General features: G+C 62.3%; 16 protein-coding genes. 6 read left to right on the plus strand and 10 right to left on the minus strand.

Going from position 1 to position 17,106, the window contains the following annotated elements; translation table 11 throughout:
* Positions 1–103 precede the first annotated feature (103 nt).
* From NMAG_RS02020 to NMAG_RS02035, 4 genes are all read right to left on the minus strand, one after another.
* Complete coding sequence (locus NMAG_RS02020; protein ID WP_004213972.1) at positions 104–1,333, minus strand: sensor histidine kinase; 1,230 nt, start codon at positions 1,331–1,333, stop codon at positions 104–106.
* A gap of 65 nt (positions 1,334–1,398) precedes the next feature.
* The gene (gene phnE / locus NMAG_RS02025; RefSeq protein WP_004213973.1) at positions 1,399–2,361 is read right to left on the minus strand and encodes a phosphonate ABC transporter, permease protein PhnE; all 963 of its coding nucleotides are present in this window, start codon (positions 2,359–2,361) and stop codon (positions 1,399–1,401) included.
* The gene (locus NMAG_RS02030; RefSeq protein WP_004213974.1) at positions 2,354–3,061 is read right to left on the minus strand and encodes a phosphonate ABC transporter ATP-binding protein; all 708 of its coding nucleotides are present in this window, start codon (positions 3,059–3,061) and stop codon (positions 2,354–2,356) included. The genes phnE and NMAG_RS02030 overlap by 8 nt, the downstream gene beginning before the upstream one ends.
* Before the next feature lie 127 nt (positions 3,062–3,188).
* The gene (locus tag NMAG_RS02035) at positions 3,189–4,139 is read right to left on the minus strand and encodes a phosphate/phosphite/phosphonate ABC transporter substrate-binding protein (protein ID WP_004213975.1); all 951 of its coding nucleotides are present in this window, start codon (positions 4,137–4,139) and stop codon (positions 3,189–3,191) included.
* 144 nt (positions 4,140–4,283) lie between these two features.
* Between NMAG_RS02035 and mvk the strand changes: the two genes are divergently transcribed.
* Both mvk and NMAG_RS02045 read left to right on the plus strand, forming a co-directional pair.
* Positions 4,284–5,270: a mevalonate kinase gene (gene mvk, locus NMAG_RS02040; protein WP_004213977.1), complete on the plus strand. Its 987-nt coding sequence runs from the start codon at positions 4,284–4,286 to the stop codon at positions 5,268–5,270.
* Positions 5,267–6,031 (plus strand): isopentenyl phosphate kinase, encoded by a 765-nt coding sequence (locus tag NMAG_RS02045; RefSeq protein WP_004213979.1) that lies wholly within the window; start codon positions 5,267–5,269, stop codon positions 6,029–6,031. The genes mvk and NMAG_RS02045 overlap by 4 nt, the downstream gene beginning before the upstream one ends.
* 18 nt (positions 6,032–6,049) lie before the next feature.
* On the opposite strand, the gene NMAG_RS02050 is transcribed toward NMAG_RS02045, so the two are convergent.
* The gene (locus NMAG_RS02050) at positions 6,050–8,272 is read right to left on the minus strand and encodes an amino acid permease (RefSeq protein WP_004213980.1); all 2,223 of its coding nucleotides are present in this window, start codon (positions 8,270–8,272) and stop codon (positions 6,050–6,052) included.
* A 197-nt stretch (positions 8,273–8,469) separates the two neighbouring features.
* Positions 8,470–8,652 (minus strand): hypothetical protein, encoded by a 183-nt coding sequence (locus tag NMAG_RS21425; RefSeq protein WP_148221896.1) that lies wholly within the window; start codon positions 8,650–8,652, stop codon positions 8,470–8,472.
* Positions 8,653–8,677: 25 nt separating this feature from the next.
* Here NMAG_RS21425 and NMAG_RS02055 point away from each other — a divergent pair, with 25 nt between their 5' ends.
* Together NMAG_RS02055 and idsA3 are read left to right on the plus strand one after the other, a co-directional pair.
* Positions 8,678–10,030 (plus strand): ribonuclease J, encoded by a 1,353-nt coding sequence (locus tag NMAG_RS02055; RefSeq protein ID WP_004213981.1) that lies wholly within the window; start codon positions 8,678–8,680, stop codon positions 10,028–10,030.
* Between the two features lies 1 nt (position 10,031).
* The gene (gene idsA3, locus NMAG_RS02060; protein WP_004213982.1) at positions 10,032–11,081 is read left to right on the plus strand and encodes a geranylfarnesyl diphosphate synthase; all 1,050 of its coding nucleotides are present in this window, start codon (positions 10,032–10,034) and stop codon (positions 11,079–11,081) included.
* A 51-nt stretch (positions 11,082–11,132) separates the two neighbouring features.
* Here the strand turns inward: idsA3 and NMAG_RS02065 are convergent, their stop codons facing one another.
* The gene (locus NMAG_RS02065; protein ID WP_004213983.1) at positions 11,133–12,347 is read right to left on the minus strand and encodes a mechanosensitive ion channel family protein; all 1,215 of its coding nucleotides are present in this window, start codon (positions 12,345–12,347) and stop codon (positions 11,133–11,135) included.
* Positions 12,348–12,606: 259 nt separating this feature from the next.
* Between NMAG_RS02065 and NMAG_RS02070 the strand changes: the two genes are divergently transcribed.
* Entirely contained in the window at positions 12,607–14,328 is a 1,722-nt protein-coding gene (locus NMAG_RS02070; protein ID WP_004213985.1) for a glutamate--tRNA ligase, read from the plus strand.
* Between the two features lie 122 nt (positions 14,329–14,450).
* Here NMAG_RS02070 and NMAG_RS02075 read toward each other — a convergent pair whose 3' ends face one another.
* The 3 genes from NMAG_RS02075 to NMAG_RS02080 all read right to left on the minus strand — a co-directional run bounded on the left by NMAG_RS02075 (position 14,451) and on the right by NMAG_RS02080 (position 15,969).
* Positions 14,451–15,122, minus strand: coding sequence for a twin-arginine translocation signal domain-containing protein (locus tag NMAG_RS02075; RefSeq protein ID WP_004213987.1), 672 nt, complete (start codon positions 15,120–15,122; stop codon positions 14,451–14,453).
* A gap of 126 nt (positions 15,123–15,248) precedes the next feature.
* The gene (locus NMAG_RS21910) at positions 15,249–15,413 is read right to left on the minus strand and encodes a hypothetical protein (protein WP_004213993.1); all 165 of its coding nucleotides are present in this window, start codon (positions 15,411–15,413) and stop codon (positions 15,249–15,251) included.
* A gap of 70 nt (positions 15,414–15,483) precedes the next feature.
* The gene (locus NMAG_RS02080; protein ID WP_004213995.1) at positions 15,484–15,969 is read right to left on the minus strand and encodes a DUF456 domain-containing protein; all 486 of its coding nucleotides are present in this window, start codon (positions 15,967–15,969) and stop codon (positions 15,484–15,486) included.
* A 121-nt stretch (positions 15,970–16,090) separates the two neighbouring features.
* Between NMAG_RS02080 and NMAG_RS02085 the strand changes: the two genes are divergently transcribed.
* Positions 16,091–16,864 carry an SDR family NAD(P)-dependent oxidoreductase gene (locus tag NMAG_RS02085; RefSeq protein ID WP_004213996.1) on the plus strand — a complete coding sequence of 258 codons (774 nt, stop codon included), beginning with the start codon at positions 16,091–16,093 and terminating at the stop codon, positions 16,862–16,864.
* The last annotated feature ends 242 nt before the right edge of the window (positions 16,865–17,106 follow it).

Here is a 17,106-nt window from a genome sequence, read left to right on the forward strand (position 1 = left end):
ACCGCGCCGTGAGGGCGGGTACTGCTTTACTGCCCACTGCTTGCTGCTTGCTGCTCACTTCCCACTGCTCACCGCTTGCTGCCCACTCCCCACTCCCCACTCCTCACTCCAGAAGACGGTCACGCTGTGTCTGGTCAACTGCCGGCTGGGATGCCGGCAGCGTAAACGAAAACACAGAACCGACACCGGGTTCGGACTCGACCCAGAGCTCCCCACCGTGGTGTTCGACGATGCGCTGACAGAGTGCGAGCCCAATCCCCGAGCCGCTGTGATCGTCGAGCGCGTGGAGCCGCTGGAACAGCTCGAAAATCCGGTCCTGTGCTGACGGCTCGATACCGATCCCCTCGTCTCGAACCGTAAACTCCCACTCGGTGCCTGTCTCACTCGGCGCCGCAGACACGTGAACGCGTGGCGGCTCGTCACCGCTGTACTCAATCGCGTTACTGAGCAAGTTCTGGAACAGCTGCCGAAGTTGGCTTGGGTTGGCGTAGACCTGTGGCAGCGACTCGGTCGTAATCTCTGCATCGCTCTCGTCGATCCGAACCTGCAGATCAGTCCGCACGTCCTGCAGCGTCTGCTCGACGTCGACTCGCTCGAACTGCCCGCCGTTCGCCTGCGTGTCGATCTTCGAGTACTCGAGTAACCCGGTGACCATCGCCTGCATTCGGTCTGCGCCGTCGACCGCGTAGTCGATGAAGTCGGTAGCGTCCTCGTCGAGTTCGTCGCCGTACCGTTCTTCGAGTAGCTGGAGATAGCGCGAGATCATCCGAAGCGGCTCCTGAAGGTCGTGTGAGACAGTCGAGGCGAAGTGGTCCAGTTGTTCGTTCGACGCCTCGAGTTGGCGGACGGTTCGACGAAGTTCTTCGCGGGTTTCGACCAGGGCGTCGTTTCGCTTCTCGAGTTCCTGCTGTATCGCGAAGAGTTCGCCGTTACGTCGTTGAACCTCTCGCTGACGGGTGCGTGCCTGCGCATCGTGGATACCGATTCCGAGGCCGGCGATCGAGCCGAGTGCGAGCGCGAGCGCCCGCTCGCCGAAGGTGAACGAGCCGGCGACACCGGGATGAACTGCCCGGAGAACGAGGAAGACGAACATGACGGCAATGCCGGCGAGACACCAGCCGACGATTCGCGGATAGGTTTCCGGGTCGAACTCCGACCGCGAGAGCCACCGACCGAGTGAGAGAAAGAGCACACCCGCAAATCCGATCAGGACGAAATCAATCCCCGCTTCGAGGACCGCACCGCCGCGCACGACTTTGAGGAGTGACTGCCCAGCCGCGATAAGAAGGAAAAGAACACCCAACAGGTAGATGTACCGGGACTGGCGGATCATTCGGTTCGAGTAAGCGATGGCTCTATTTGAGCCGCGCGGTCAGTGTGGCCTCGTGGCTGTACGAACTACTGTGCCGACCGCCGGTCCGCGTCAAGGACGTCTCTGACACGGTTCGCGACGAGTTCGACGCTGACGACGAGGACGAGAATCGCGACGACCGCTGCCATCACCCGCGTGTAATTTCGCGCGTTGAACGCCATGATCAGTGGATAGCCGATCCCACCGGCACCGACGATTCCGAGCACGGAACTCTTGCGTGCATTAATCTCGAGGTAAAACAACACCCAGGCGACGTACGCCGTCGCCACCTGCGGCAGTCGGGCCGCCGAGGTCGTCGCCAACAATCCGCCACCGCTCGAGGCGACCGCCTCGACCGGTGCGGCGTCGATTTCTTCCATCTCGTCAGCGAACAGCCGCCCCAGGTCGCCGATAGTCCCCATCGCAATCGCTAGCGCCCCGGCGACGGGGCCGAGCCCGGCCAGAATCACGAACAGGAGTGCATACACCATGCTCGGAACCGCACGAATCCCACCCAGAAACAGACGGACCGGTGCGTGGACCACCCGTGGCGTGACGTTGCTCGCCGCGAGGAGTCCAAAACAGACGGCAAACGGCAACCCGATCGCCGTCCCGACGCCCGCAATCGCAAGCGTCTCGAGTGTCGCCGGGACGAGCGTCGGCGCATCGCCCTGTAGCTGCGCCCAGAGCTGTCTCGGTGCAAGCATCTCCTCTACCAGGACATCACGCAGATTGTCTCGATGGGCGTAGAGATAGGCGAGATCGAACCCCATCCAGCGCGCGGTCGCAAGGACGACGGCGAGAAGCGAGACGACCACTGTGACCCGGCCGAGCAACCGCCGCCGCCAGCGACGCTGAATCTGGTCGAACTCGCCGTCAACAGTGACACTCTCTTCAGCAGTGCCCGGACCTGACTCCGGTGTCGAATCTGGCTGTGGCATCGAACCCGACTCCTGACCGACCGAGTCCGCAGCAGCGTCCGCACGCCCATCCGAACTGGATTCATCCATCCCCATCGTACACCTCTCCGATTCGATCCAGTTCGACCTCGGCCGCTGGCGCATCGAGCGTGAGCCGACCGGACTCGAGTGCAAGATAGCGATCCGCAACCTCCTGGGCGAGTCGTGGCTGGTGGAGGCTGACGAGTCCGACGACCTGTTCCCGGCGAACGAGCGCCGCTAGCTGGTCGAGTACGTCGCGAGCCGTCGCCGGATCGAGCGATGCGACCGGTTCGTCGGCCAGAATAACCGCGGGCTCTTGCTGCAGTGCGCGTGCGATGCCGACGCGCTGACGCTCACCACCCGAGAGGTCGCCCACGCGTCGGTCCGCATCGCCGGCCAACCCGACCGCATGAAGTCGCTCGACTGCAGCTCGCTTCTCCGCCGGCGCGTGCCACCCGAGCAGTTCTCGCCAGACGGGTTCCCGTCCGAGACCGCCATCGAGGACGTTCTCGAGGGCGGACTTGCTGTCGAGGAGCGCGCCTTCCTGAAAGACGAGCGCGATATCGGTTGGGTCGGGTGGCTCGTCTGCGAGCCGAATCGAGCCCGTATCGGGCTGTTCGAGCCCGTTCAGACACCGCAAGAGGGTTGTCTTGCCGGCTCCCGACCGGCCGACGAGGATGGCGAGCTCGCCGGGTGATAGCTCGAAGTCGATGTTCTCGAGTGCTCCAACGCCGTCGTAGCGTTTCTCGAGGTCGGTGACGGTGAGCATGGTGGTAGTTGTGGTGTCGGTGGAATGCTGTGCCAGTGGTGATTGTTATGGTCGGTGGAGTGCTGTGCCAGTGGTGAGTCCGATACCCGTGTTCGGTAGCCCTACGGTTCGTTTTCGCTTCGTCTGTCTATGATCCGTCTTCGTCTTCGTCCTCGTCCTCGTCCTCGTCCGTTTCCGCCTCATCCAGCGTCTCAATATCCACACCCATCTCCTCGGCAACGTCACGAACTCCTTCGTAGAGGTCGGGATCGAACTCACCGTACTCGTCGACCCGGTGGTCCTCGAGTGCCTCTTCGGGCGTCGCGACCAGTCGCGCTGCGAGTTCGTCGCGAACATCGTCCGGTGTCTCTGGTTTGGCGACCACAACGTCGAACGGAATCGGATCGCTCTCTGCGATCTTGACAATTTCGTCGTCTTCGGGATGCTGGAAATCACCGTAGGCTGCGGCGTCGACGTGACCGTTTTCGAGTGCAGTGAGTGCAGCGTCGTGGCCGAACGACCACTCGATATCGAAGTCTTCGGGCTCGGTTTCGAGGTCGCCTGCGTGGAGACCGGCTTCGCTGAGCGTGTATCGCGGGAACATGCCACCGCTCGCGGACATTGGATCAACCATCGCGATCGTTTTCCCTTCCAGATCGTCAATCGAGTCGATGTCGGTCTCGGCTCTGGTTGCAATGTACGTATGATAGGAGTCAGCGCCGTGGGACCAGTTGACGGCGAGTGGATTGATGTCGTCCTCCTGTGCCAGAACGAAGATAATCGGCGAGAGGTTTGCCAGTTCCGTGTGTCCGTTGACGACGCTCTCGACGACGCCGTTGTAGTCTGTCGTCGGTGTTCCCTCGACGGAATCGACGCCGTCGAACCCGTCTGCAAGCCACTCGAAGGTTCCGCCGTACTGCGTCCGCAGTTCCTCCGCATCCTGGAACGGCGGGAGTCCGAACTCGATCGAGCCGTCTGCCCATGCGCCAACGGGGTGTTCTGCTTCGTCGATATCCGAGTCCCCGAAGTCGCCGAGACAGCCCGCGCTGGTCGCTGTGAGTCCGCCTGCGACTGCGCCGAGATAGGTTCTCCGATTCATACCTCCGCTCGGGACCACCCAGGGATAACAGTCACGAATAGCGCTGTGCGTGTCAACGGAATCGAACGAGGACAGACAGAACGACCGATTTCGATCGAGGCCTGAGTGAATAGGTATTAATCATCGTCGAACGAACGGCCGGCTATGACAGTCTCGAGCGCCCCCGGCAAGGTCTATCTTTTCGGGGAGCACGCGGTGGTCTACGGCGAACCGGCCGTCCCGTGTGCGATCGAGGTACGGGCACGCGTCGGCGTCGAACGGCGCGACGACAGCAAACTTCGCGTCCACGCGGACGACCTCAGTCTGGACGGGTTCACGGTGGAGTACGGTGGCGACGCCGACGGACGGCCAGACATCGACGTCTCCGAGTCGCTGCTCGTCGCCGCGACGCAGTACGTCGACAGCGCGATCGAACAAGTCCGCGACGTGACTGGTGAGGAGGACGTCGGCTTCGACGTCACAATCGAGAGCGATATTCCGCTGGGAGCCGGACTCGGCTCCTCTGCGGCCGTCGTCGTCGCCGCCATCGACGCCGGCACTCGTGCCCTCGGAACGACACTGGAACCGGCCGAACTCGCCGAACGAGCGTACCGAACGGAGTACGACGTACAGGACGGCCAGGCCTCTCGCGCGGATACGTTCTGCTCGGCGACTGGTGGTGCGGTCCGCGTCGAGGGCGACGACTGTCGCTCGCTCGATGCACCGGATCTACCGATCGTGATCGGCTTCGACGGCGGCGCTGGCGAAACCGGTGAACTCGTCGCGGGCGTGCGCGGCCTGCGCGAGGAGTACGAGTTCGCGGCGGATACCGTCGAAACGGTCGGCGACGTCGTCAGAAACGGCGAGCAAGCACTTGCTGCCGGCGATGTAGAGGAGCTCGGCCGACTCATGAACTTCAACCACGGCCTGCTTTCAGCGCTCGGGGTGTCCTCGCGCTCGCTGGATACGATGGTGTGGGCGGCCCGCGACGCCGGCGCGTACGGCGCGAAACTCACAGGTGCCGGCGGCGGCGGCTGTATCGTCGCGCTCGATCCAACGGATGAGACCGAGACCGCACTCTCGTTCACGCCGGGCTGTGAGGACGCGTTCCGTGCCGAACTCGCCGAAGAAGGGGTGCGCCGGATCGAATGATCGTTCTGAAACTCGGCGGCAGCGCGATTACGGAGAAAGACCGCCCGGAAACCCTCGACGGAAAGTCGCTTGCGACGGCAGCGGCGGCCGTTTCGAGCGCGTTCGGTGCCACCAACGACAACGGTGGCGGCAACGCGATCGACGACCTCGTCATCGTCCACGGCGGCGGCAGCTTCGGCCACCACAACGCAAGCGAGCACGGCGTGACGACGACCGCTGGCAGCCACGACCCCGCAGCAGTCCACGACATCCACGGCGCGATGACGACGCTCAACGAGTTCGTCCTGAGCCGCCTACTCGAGTACGACGTGCCGGCGGTCCCAGTGCACCCGTTCTCTACGGCCCACCGTGACGCGGACGGCGACCTCACACTGCCGAGTCAGCAGGTTGCCACGCTGGTCGAGGAGGGTTTCGTTCCCGTCCTCCACGGTGATCTCGTCGCACACGCCGGAGAGGGTGTTACCGTCGTCAGCGGCGACGAACTGGTCGTCGACCTCGCACGCAGTCTCGATGCGGACCGCATCGGCCTCTGCTCGACGGTACCCGGTGTGCTCGACGATGCGGACGAGGTTGTGTCCGAAATCTCGTCGTTCGATGCCGTCGCAGATATTCTCGGTGAGAGCGAGGCCACAGACGTAACGGGGGGGATGGCTGCGAAGGTGCAGGCGCTGCTCGAACTCGAACCAGAGGCGTCTATTTTCGGCCTCGCCGACATCGAACCGTTCCTGGCGGGCGACGAGCCCGGGACGACGGTTCGCTGAGGAGTGCGACGTTCGCGCTCAGTCGAACAGCACCCGATCCAGAACCGGCCGCAGGAACGACCCACGGCGCGTTTTCTTCGAGTGAACCAGTAACACCGGCCCTTCAACCGAGGCCGCGATCCGGTCCGAACGTTGCTCGATGAGGAGGTCGGGGAGCCGCCGGTGGGTCACCGTACTCAGCATGACGAGCTGAGCCGACTCGAGTTCCTCGGTCAGATCGTCGATCGCATTGTTCGTTCTGAGAATCGACGAGTCGACGGGAACGGTACAGAGCTCGTCGAGTTCGGCGTGGTACTCCTCGATCGCCTCCTCGAGTTCCTCGGGGGCGTCCTCGGAGACGGTAAAGACGAACCGGACGCGGGCATCGAGGATGTCGGCCATCGCGTCGGCGAGTTCGACCTTGAGGGGGTCGTTGAACGGGCTTCGGTCCGTAACGATCGCGATCTCTTCTAACTCGACCGGCTGTTCGTGCTGAACGAAGACCACGTCACACGGCGCGTGTTCCATGATCCAGTCGGTGTCGCGGCCGAAGAGCGTGTCGAGTCGACTCGTCGGCTTTTGCCGGGCGAGTACGAGGTCGGAACCGGTGCGCTCGGCGAAGTTGACGACCGCGTGGCGGGTGTCGTGGCTGACGATTTCGCCGACTTCGACGGGGATACCGAGATAGCGCACGAGGTCGTCGGTTCGCTCCTCGAACTCGGCGTCTTCGGGAGTGAGCTCCTCGGCGGCGGTGTCGAGTGGCACCTGATCGGGGACTTCGTCGAAGCGGATCACGCGGATTCGACCCCCCTCTCGGCGGACGATCGGTGCGGCGAGCTGGATCAGCGCGTCTTCTTGCTCTCTGGTCACGTCACGGCGAATCGGGATGAGAACCTCGTATCGGTCGTCGTCTTCGAGCTGTTCTTCGGTGTCCCGGACGAACTGACGGCCGGCTTCGCGGCGGGCAAGGCCCTTGGCAACACCTTCGCGTTCGACGCGCGACTCGGCGTACCATTTGTACCAGACGTAGCCGAAGATGACGATCCCGATCGAGCCGGCGATCGGCAGCAGATCCATCCAGCCGATGATGAACACGCCGGAGACGATACCGAAGAGCTGGACCCACGGATAGCCCGGCGTGTAGAAGTCGGGGTCGTACCACTCGAGATCGCGCTCGCGGAACGCGATCAGTGCACCACAGACGAGGATGTAGACGAGAATCTGGAACGCGCCGGCGGACTTCGCAATCTGCTCGACGTCGAGTGTGAGGATCGCGAAGATCATGAACGCGCCCGTGGTGACGATGGCGACGATCGGCGTCGCAAAGCGCGGGTGGATGTACTCGAAGACATCGAGGAAGAGATTGTCACGGCTCAGCGCGAGCGGATAGCGAGAGGCAGTTAGAATACCGGCGTTCGCGGTACTGACGAGTGCGAGCAGTGCGGCGAGGACAATCGCGAACAGGAACAACTCCCCGAAGAGGACGTCGACGGCTTCGGCCATCGGCGCTTCCTCACCGGCGAGGATTTCGCCCTCGATGACGCCGACGAGGACGAAGACGAGCAGCGCGTAGAGGATCGAGGTCGCGACGAGCGAGGCGAGCAGGCCGAGCGGAAGGTTACGGCCGGGGTTCTCGATTTCCTCGGCGACGGCGGCGACCTTTGTGACGCCGGCATAGGAGACGAGCACCGTTGCGGTTGCAGTGAACACACCGCTGAGCCCCTCGGTGAAGAACGGGTCGTAATTCGCGCCGTCGACACGGATGATCGAGCCGGCAACGAAGACAGAGAGAATGAGGAGCATGACGATGACCATAATCAACTGCAGACCACCGGTTTGCTTGACACCGATCAGGTTAACGGCGATCAGAATGAGCGCAAATGTCACCGCAACTGCCTCGATACTCGGAAGCGCCATCACAGCTTCGAGGTAGAACATGCCGCCGACGAGCGCGAGTGCACCCTTTAGCATCAACATGAGCCAGGTGCCGAGGCCGGCGATAGTTCCCACAGCAGGCCCCATTCCGCGTTCGATGAAGACGTAGTCGCCGCCGGCTTCAGGCATCGCCGTTCCGAGTTCGGCAATGCTCAGTGCGGCCGGTACGACGAGGATTGCAGCGATCACGAACGAGAGGATAACCGCGGGACCGGCTTCGGCCATCGCGATGCCGGGCAGGATGAAGATACCGCTGCCGATCATCGCACCCATACTGATCGCGATAACGGAGAACAGACCGAGGTCACGTTCGAGATCCTTCGCCATTACTCACGCATTCTGAACGGAAGGTTAGAAAGCTTCGCATCTCGGAACCGAGTGGGCTATATTCCGAAACGAAATGAAAGCATTGCCGCGAAAGTCACGGATCATGTGACACGCGTTCAGTTTCAGTGGGGCCCCTTCTGGAGAGCGACCACCGGCAGCGAGCCGAATACGAAAAGGGACCCCAACCCACTGCGTTTTTAACACCCGGGCGTGTAGATGGCAGTAACGAAACCCGCGGGCAAGTGCGTCTCGGGGCGGTACTGCCGACGAACGCCGTCGTCACACCGCCACTGTGCCGAACGCATAGCGGGATGGCCGACGCGCTGTAAGACGCCGGGGCCGACAAGCAGGAGTCCGCGGACTGTTTCGGTGAGAGTCAATACGCGGCTTTCAGTGCTACGAACTATGGAAATCGAAATTGCAACAATCGGCGGCTACGAAGAAGTCGGACGGCAAATGACTGCCGTTCGCGCCGGTGACGACGTCGTTATCTTCGACATGGGGCTGAACCTTTCGCAGGTTCTCATCCACGACAACGTCGAAACCGAGCGGATGCACAGTCTCGACCTGATCGACATGGGCGCAATTCCGGACGACCGGATCATGAGCGACCTCGAGGGCGACGTGCAGGCAATCGTGCCAACGCACGGCCACCTGGACCACATCGGTGCCATCTCCAAACTGGCCCACCGCTACGACGCACCCATCGTCGCCACGCCCTTTACGATCGAACTGGTCAAACAACAGATCGAGGGCGAGCAGAAGTTCGGCGTCGAGAACGACCTGATCAAGATGGACGCCGGCGAAACAATGTCGATCGGCGACTCCGGCAAGGTCGATCTCGAATTCGTCAACGTCACCCACTCGATCATCGACGCGATCAACCCGGTCCTGCACACGCCCGAAGGCGCAGTTGTCTACGGGCTAGACAAGCGCATGGACCACTCGCCAGTCATCGGCGACCCAATCGACATGGAGCGCTTCCGTGAGATCGGTCGCGAAGGCGAGGGTGTCCTCTGTTACATTGAGGACTGTACGAATGCGAACAAGAAGGGCCGGACGCCCTCCGAGAGCGTCGCCCGCGAACACCTCCGGGACGTCCTCTACAGCATGGAAGACTACGACGGTGGTATCGTCGCAACGACGTTCTCGAGTCACATCTCGCGTGTCACGAGCCTCGTCGAGTTCGCCAAGGATATCGGCCGACAGCCAGTCCTCCTCGGGCGCTCGATGGAGAAGTACTCCGGCACCGCAGAGCGACTCGACTTCGTCGACTTCCCGGACGACCTCGGCATGTTCGGTCACCGCAAGTCCGTCGACCGCACGTTCAAGCGGATCATGAACGAGGGCAAGGAGAACTTCCTGCCCGTCGTGACGGGCCACCAGGGCGAGCCACGCGCGATGCTCACCCGCATGGCCCGCGGCGAGACGCCGTACGAACTGGACGACGGCGACAAGGTCGTCTTCTCCGCTCGCGTGATCCCGGAGCCGACCAACGAGGGCCAGCGCTACCAGGCCGAAAAGCTGCTCGGCATGCAGGGCGCTCGCGTCTACGACGACATTCACGTCTCCGGCCACCTGAATCAGGAGGGCCACTACAAGATGCTCGACGCACTGCAGCCCCAGAACATCATCCCGGCCCACCAGGACCTGAAGGGACTGTCGGGCTACGTCAAGCTCTGTGAGAGCGAGGGGTACCAGATGGGACGAGACATCCACGTCTCGCGCAACGGCAACCTCATCCAGCTTGTCGAGTGATATGACGACCTCCAAGGCACGAGAAGAGACGGTACTCGAGGCGGTCCGAGCGCGACGGGAACTCGTCAACGAGGCGATCCCCGAAGAGCTCCCAGTACAACAGCCCGAACGGCTCTACGAAGCCTCGCGGTACCTGCTCGATGCAGGCGGTAAACGGCTGCGTCCGGCCGTCCTACTCGCGGCGGCGGAAGCACTCGCAGACGTCGAGCCACTGTCGACCGACTACCGATCGTTCCCGACGCTCTCCGGTGAGGAGATCGACATGATGGACGCTGCAGTCAGCGTCGAGGTTATCCAGTCGTTCACGCTGATTCACGACGACATCATGGACGATGACGACCTGCGTCGCGGCGTTCCCGCCGTCCACCGCGAGTACGATCTCGAGACGGCCATCCTGGCCGGCGATACACTCTACTCGAAGGCGTTCGAGATCATGCTCGAGACAGGTGCAGATCCGTCCCGTATGGTCGACGCACTCGACGTACTCGCGACCACCTGTACGAAGATCTGTGAGGGCCAGGCCCTCGACGTTACCTTCGAAAAGCGCGACAACGTCGCGCCCGAGGAGTACCTCGAGATGGTCGAACAGAAGACTGCAGTCCTCTATGCTGCGTCTGCCTGCCTCCCAGCAATCTTGCAGGGGGCCGACCAGGAGACGATCGACGCACTCTACGGCTACGGCCTCGACATCGGCCGCGCGTTCCAGATTCAGGACGACGTGCTCGACCTGACCGTTCCGAGTGACAAACTCGGGAAACAACGCGGCAGCGACCTTGTCGAGGAGAAACAGACCCTCATCACCGTCCACGCCCGCGAGCAAGGCGTCGACATCGAGGGACTCGTCGACACCGAGGATGTCGACGCCGTCACCGAGGCGGAAATCGACGACGCCGTCGCCGAACTCGAGAAGGTAGGCTCGATCGACTACGCCAACGAGACTGCTCGCGACCTGGTCGAACAGGGGAAGAATCGCCTCAGCGTGCTGCCGGACAACGAGGCTCGCGAGTTGCTGTGTGAGATCGCAGATTACCTGATCGAACGCAGCTACTGACTCGCAGACAAGTCACCACAAGCACAGCACTGCTTCCGTTTCTGCTGTGTACTACCTGTTCGTGACCTCCTGGTCTTTCTCTGGCTCTGTCCGCTCCGTCCGCTCCGTTCGCCCTGTCTGGGACTCTCCCGCCTCGGACTCGAGTCCCCTCTCCCCTTCCATCGACCCCATCGACGTCACCCGAAAGCCACGATCCCCGCGCGCCTGATGCGTTCGCTGAGGATACGGAATCGTAATCGCTTCGCGCTCGAAGGCATCCTTGATCGCGTCGATGACAGTCGTCTGGGCTTGCCAGACCCGTCGGCGCTTCGGGTTCTCGATCCAGAACTGTAACTCGAGTACGACGGCGGAGTCGCCGAAGCGTTTGGAGACGACCTGGGGTTCTTTGAGCGGGCTGATGATGTCGATGTCGTCGATGGCGTCTCGGATGACGGTTCGGGCGCGGTGGAGGTCGGTGTCGTAGTCGACGCCGAGTTCGATGTCGACACGCAGGCGATTGCTTCGCGAGTAGTTGATGAGTTCGTTCGAGGTGAGTTCGTCGTTTGGGACGAGGACGTGCTCGTCGTTGAACGTCCGGATTTTCGTGTGCGAGATGGTGATGTCCTGGACGATACCGGCGGTCTTGCGGTCGTTCTGGTTTGCGACCTCGATCCAGTCGCCGGCCCGGAAGGGGCGGGTAAAGAGGAGGAGGAAGCCGGCGACGAACGCGGCGACGGTTTTCTGGGCGGCCAGCCCGAAGATGGCGCTGACGACGCCAGCGCTGAGGATAAGATTCGTCAGTTCGATCCCCCAGATCGACATGACAACGAGGCCGGCAACGGCGACGATGCCGGCATCGGCTGTGTGGTAGGCGACCTCTTTCTGGTGGTTCGTGATGAGGTCTTCCCGGTAGAGCCGGTCGAACGAGCGGTTGACCATTCGAACGAGGAGGTAACTGGCGACGAGAATCGCAATCGACACTGCTCCACGGATGCCGGTGAAGCGGTCGAGGAAGATGGCGTCGAGGACCTCGTCGAAGACGAACGAGAGCGCCCAGATGTCGGCGAGCACGTAGGCTGCGACGACCACGCTGCCGGCGAGGACGGCCATCTCGATCGCTTCGGCGGCGTTTCGCGTATAGCGGTCGCCGAGAAGGTTTCTGAGACTCCGAATCAGTACGAACAGGGCGACGAGTGCGAAAATAACGGCGATGCTAGTCAACAGTTGTAGTGGCGGAGAGCCGTAGAGTACGTCCTGTATCCAGTCGCGGTAGAGGGAGAACGTCATTTCGGGAGTGGCGTTCGTTGCCCTGCCGTTCTAAGGGTGTTACTTGCGTGCGACGGTTCCCGCTGGTGGGAGTGTGTGCCGGGCCGGCCCGAGATAATCCGAACTGACTCGAACCGACCCCAACCGAGCGAACCGGACCGAATCGAACCCTATCCGAAGGATCGAATCGACCCCGACCGAACGAACCGGACCGAATCGAACCCAACCGAGCGACCCGACACCGCGGAGGTTTTGGTCCGTGCATGAATACCCTCCAGTAATGAACGACGATCTCCGCGAACGGATCGAGCGCGAAGCCGAGAAACACGCGCTGTTGAACGCCGTCAAACACGAAAGCGACGCCAACGTCGGCGCCATCATGGGGCCGCTGATGGGCGAAAACCCCGACTTCCGCGAGCACGGCGACGAGATTCCGGGCGTCATCGGCGGCGTCATCGGCCAGGTCAACGACCTCTCCTACGACGAAAAGCGCGAGCGACTCGAGGACCTCGCGCCCGAGGAACTCGCGGAAATCGAGGCCGAGGACGAGGGGGACGAACACGACCTGCCATCGCTTCCCAATGCTGAAGAGTACGACGAGATCCGCATGCGCTGTGCGCCGAACCCGAACGGCCCGTGGCACATCGGCCACGCGCGGATGCCTGCCGTTATCGGCACCTACCGCGACCGCTACGACGGCTGGTTCTGCGTCCGCTTCGACGACACAGACCCCGAGACGAAACGACCGGACCTCGACGCCTACGATGCGATTCTCTCGGATCTCGACGACTACCTCGGCTTCGAGCCGGACGAGATCTACCGCGCGAGCGACCGACTCGAGACGTACTATGAGCATGCCCGCGAACTGATCGACCTGGGCGGAGCCTACACCTGCTCCTGTTCGGGCGATGAGTTCTCGGAACTGAAGAACTCGGGCGAACCGTGTCCGCACCGCGACAAAGACGTTGAAACGGTCCGCTCGGAGTTCGAGGACATGGTCGCCGGCGAGTACGAGAGTGGCGAGATGGTCCTTCGTGTAAAGACCGACATCGAGCACAAGAACCCCGCGCTGCGTGACTGGGTCGCCTTCCGGATGATTGACACCCCCCACCCACGCGAGGAGGCAAGCGAGTACCGCTGCTGGCCGATGCTCGACTTCCAGTCCGGTGTCGACGATCACCTGATCGGCATCACCCACATCATCCGAGGCATCGACCTGCAGGACTCGGCCAAGCGCCAGCAGTTCGTCTACGACTACTTCGGCTGGGAGTACCCCGAAGTCGTCCACTGGGGCCACGTCCAGGTCGACGCCTTCGACGTGAAGGTGAGCACCTCGACAATTTCGGAACTGATCGAGGACGGCGAACTCGACGGCTGGGACGACCCACGCGCACCGACGCTCAAGAGTCTGCGCCGCCGCGGCATCCGCGGCCAGGCCATCGTCGACGCGATGGTCGAACTCGGCACCTCGACCAGCGACGTCGACCTCGCGATGAGTTCCGTCTACGCGAACAACCGCGACCTGGTTGACGACGAGACCGACCGCCGATTCCTCGTCCGTGACGGCGTCGAACTCCCACTCGGCGGTAGTCCGCCAGTAGAGGCCAATCCACCGCTGCACCCCAACCACGAGGAACGTGGCGTCCGCGACATTCCCGTCGGCGATGCCGTGCTACTCGAGTCCGACGACCTGCCGGCCCGCGAGGAGCGCATCTGGCTCAAGGGGCTTGGCTGTTTCCAGTACACCCGCGATACGCTCCAGTACACCGGCGAGGATATCGACGTCGTCCGCGAGGGTGACGTCGACGTTATCCACTGGGTGCCGGCAGCCGAGAGCGTGCCCGTCCGGTTGCGGACCATGACGGGCGACGTTTCCGGGCAGGCCGAACCTGAGGTGGGTGCACTCGAGTCGGACGAACTGGTGCAGTTCGAGCGCGTCGGCTTCGCTCGGATTGACCGCCACGAGGAGGAGGAGACAGTCGCGTACTACACCCACGGCTAATGGGTGGTGGATAAAGAAAGCAGAATTGACTGGACCGCGGTGGTTTCGCGGGCTGTCGTCGTGCTGAATCCGTCGCGGTGTGAGTTCAGGCGGAGATGCGATCTGCGAACGGTTGGACGAGATTATTCGTCGTCGTTCTCGTCGTCGCCGTTCTCGTCGTCGCCGTTCTCGTCGTTACCGGTATCGTCGTTGCCGTTCTCGTCATCGCCGTTGTCGTCGTTACCGTTCTCGTCGTCGCCGTTATCCTCCGCTTCGTCATCCTCGTCGCCGTTCTCTGCCTCTACGATTTCGAACGCACCACGCATCGTCCCGTCGTGCGGTCGGCAGACGTACTCGGCGATTTCGTCGGTCGCTTCGAACTCGATGAACTGATCGTCGCCACCTTCGTCTACTTCGTCGGTCTCGTAGTCATCGACGACCTCGTCATCTTCGTCGACGAGTTCGATGTTGTGGGTACTTCCGTCGCCCACTTCCCAACCGATCTCGTACTCTTCACCCTCCTCAAGGGTGATCGTCGGGTTCTCTTCGTCTTCGATCTCTTCCGGTTCGATACCGATCCAGCCCGGTGTTTGTGCATCGAGTTCGATGACGGTGCCGGGTTCAATCGCCTCGCCGTTTTCGTCGTCTGGCTCGTCGTTTTCGTCGTCCGTTACTGGCTCGTCGTCATCGTCGTCCGGTGCCGGCTCATCGTTCCCGTTCCCGTTGTCTGCACACCCTGCGAGGAATGCTCCCGCACCGACAGCACCCGAAACCTTGAGAATTGTTCGCCGAGTCGTGGGGTTGTTTTCTGCCATGTTTGTCCCTACACCGCCGAGGGATGTTAAATCAAATCCGGCGAACTGATGACATTCCCAACTTCCGAATCGAGTTACGCATCATTTTAAAACAAACATTCAATTCTTGACGACAATCCTCGCCCGCTACTCGAGTAGCTCGTCACCACTATCAGGACTGGGGTCTGCGACCACGCCGTCCTGGCGACCGAGCACGCGGGCGTGGGGGGCACAGACGAGGCGGTTGTCGTCCCAGGGGATATGCAATTCGACGGTGCCAGCCCGCTCACAGTCCGGTTCGGTACACTCCATAGCGGCGAAACGGTGGCAAGTGACTCAGTCTTTTGGTGGCGTTCGCGGCTTTCGATCGGTCAGAACGGGCTCAAAAGACGAAGACACCGATGAGGAAGCCAAACAGGATCGACACCGTCAACAGTGCCTGCACTGCCGTCGATGCCAGAATACCAAGCGTCGCGTAGATTGCCGACCGGGTGCTTCGGTTGACATCGCCAGCCCGGACGAATTCGACGACGAAGACGGTTCCAAACAGACCGACGAGCAGGCCAAGCGGGCCGGTGACGAGCATCAGTAGAATCCCGACGACGGCGGCGAGCCCCGTCGTGGTCCACGAGGCACCGCCCGCTCGTGCCGCGATCGATCCCGCGAAGTACTCGACGAACAGCGTCACGAGTCCGAGTATCGTCAACACGATCATCGTAATCGTTCCCGGCTCCGCGAAGTTTGACTGCCACCAGTAGAAGTAGACTCCCGATAGCGAGAGCAAACCACCTGGAACGAGCGGGACGAGCGTTCCGACGACGCCGGCAGCGAGCAGCGCAACCGCGACGAGCAAGACCACGTCCACCATGTCCCACTCGACACACGCCCGCGCCAAAGCCGTACCGCCTCCCAACGCCAACAGCACCTCTGGGTGCCAACGCCGGATTTCCTCCAGTACAGTTACATACACTGGGTGACCAGCAGGTGACATGACAACAGCGCCAGCAGCCACGGACCACTCGGAACAGCCACGGGGTGCCATCATCGTCGGTGCCTCGTCGGGTATCGGCGCGGCACTTGCCCACGAACTCGCCGCCGACGGCTACGAGGTCGGCCTCACAGCCCGTCGAACGGAGCAACTGAAAGCCGTCGGCGGCGAACTCCCGACGAAGGCCTACGTCGCCACGATGGACGTCACCGACACCGAAACCGCTCGCGAGCACTTCTTCGAACTCGCCGACGCAATGCCGTCCGTCGACCTCGTCGTCATCAGCGCCGGTGTCGGCGATGCGAACTACGCACTCGAGTGGGAGACCGAGCGCCAGACGGTCGACGTCAACGTGCGCGGCTTTACGGCGATTGCGACGGCGGCGATGGAGTATTTCGAGTCTCGAACGGACGACAGTTCGGATCCACACGGACACCTCGTCGGACTGTCCTCGGTCGCAGCCCACTTCGGAAACGGTGGCACGCAGGCCTACAACGCCTCGAAAGCGTACGTCTCGCGCTATCTCGAGGGGCTACGGAGTCGGCAGGCCGGCAACGACGCGAACGTGACGATCACGACCATCGAACCGGGATTCGTCGACACCGACCTCTCGTACGGCTCGTTCTGGGAGTGCTCCCCGGAAACTGCTGCGAGCCAGATTGCCGACGCGATCCGCGAGGAGCGCGACCACGCCTACGTCACCCGCCGCTGGCGGCTGGTCGCGTGGGTGTTGAAGGCGCTTCCCGAGTCGGCGATTCGACGGCTGTTTGCCTGACCGCTGTCGATTAGTCTGTTGGGGAGGTCGCGGTACCAGAACCGACGAACACGCCGGCTATGGAGATAAAGACGCCGAGATACGCTACTCACCAGGCACCTTCGCCGAGGAATATTGCGAGCAGCACGAAGGTAATGCCAAGCAGCCCGAGCCTCACACCAAGCATATCCGTTGATCGGTCCGGACCAGAGATGATTGTTACTATTTCGTGACGCCCGTTCTACAGCTTCTACCGCATCTTC

Source organism: Natrialba magadii ATCC 43099 (assembly GCF_000025625.1).
Taxonomy (GTDB): domain Archaea; phylum Halobacteriota; class Halobacteria; order Halobacteriales; family Natrialbaceae; genus Natrialba; species Natrialba magadii.

Bases quoted from the DNA above. Each gene is read 5' to 3' on its own strand.
- mvk (WP_004213977.1), top strand. From the start codon at position 4,284: ATGACAGTCTCGAGCGCCCCCGGCAAGGTCTATCTTTTCGGGGAGCAC.
- NMAG_RS02045 (WP_004213979.1), top strand. From the start codon at position 5,267: ATGATCGTTCTGAAACTCGGCGGCAGCGCGATTACGGAGAAAGACCGC.
- NMAG_RS02075 (WP_004213987.1), bottom strand. From the start codon at position 15,122: ATGGCAGAAAACAACCCCACGACTCGGCGAACAATTCTCAAGGTTTCG.
- NMAG_RS02050 (WP_004213980.1), bottom strand. From the start codon at position 8,272: ATGGCGAAGGATCTCGAACGTGACCTCGGTCTGTTCTCCGTTATCGCG.
- NMAG_RS02020 (WP_004213972.1), bottom strand. From the start codon at position 1,333: ATGATCCGCCAGTCCCGGTACATCTACCTGTTGGGTGTTCTTTTCCTT.
- NMAG_RS02055 (WP_004213981.1), top strand. From the start codon at position 8,678: ATGGAAATCGAAATTGCAACAATCGGCGGCTACGAAGAAGTCGGACGG.
- phnE (WP_004213973.1), bottom strand. From the start codon at position 2,361: ATGGATGAATCCAGTTCGGATGGGCGTGCGGACGCTGCTGCGGACTCG.
- NMAG_RS02080 (WP_004213995.1), bottom strand. From the start codon at position 15,969: ATGGTGGACGTGGTCTTGCTCGTCGCGGTTGCGCTGCTCGCTGCCGGC.
- NMAG_RS02065 (WP_004213983.1), bottom strand. From the start codon at position 12,347: ATGACGTTCTCCCTCTACCGCGACTGGATACAGGACGTACTCTACGGC.
- NMAG_RS02030 (WP_004213974.1), bottom strand. From the start codon at position 3,061: ATGCTCACCGTCACCGACCTCGAGAAACGCTACGACGGCGTTGGAGCA.
- NMAG_RS02070 (WP_004213985.1), top strand. From the start codon at position 12,607: ATGAACGACGATCTCCGCGAACGGATCGAGCGCGAAGCCGAGAAACAC.
- idsA3 (WP_004213982.1), top strand. From the start codon at position 10,032: ATGACGACCTCCAAGGCACGAGAAGAGACGGTACTCGAGGCGGTCCGA.
- NMAG_RS02035 (WP_004213975.1), bottom strand. From the start codon at position 4,139: ATGAATCGGAGAACCTATCTCGGCGCAGTCGCAGGCGGACTCACAGCG.
- NMAG_RS02085 (WP_004213996.1), top strand. From the start codon at position 16,091: ATGACAACAGCGCCAGCAGCCACGGACCACTCGGAACAGCCACGGGGT.
- NMAG_RS21910 (WP_004213993.1), bottom strand. From the start codon at position 15,413: ATGGAGTGTACCGAACCGGACTGTGAGCGGGCTGGCACCGTCGAATTG.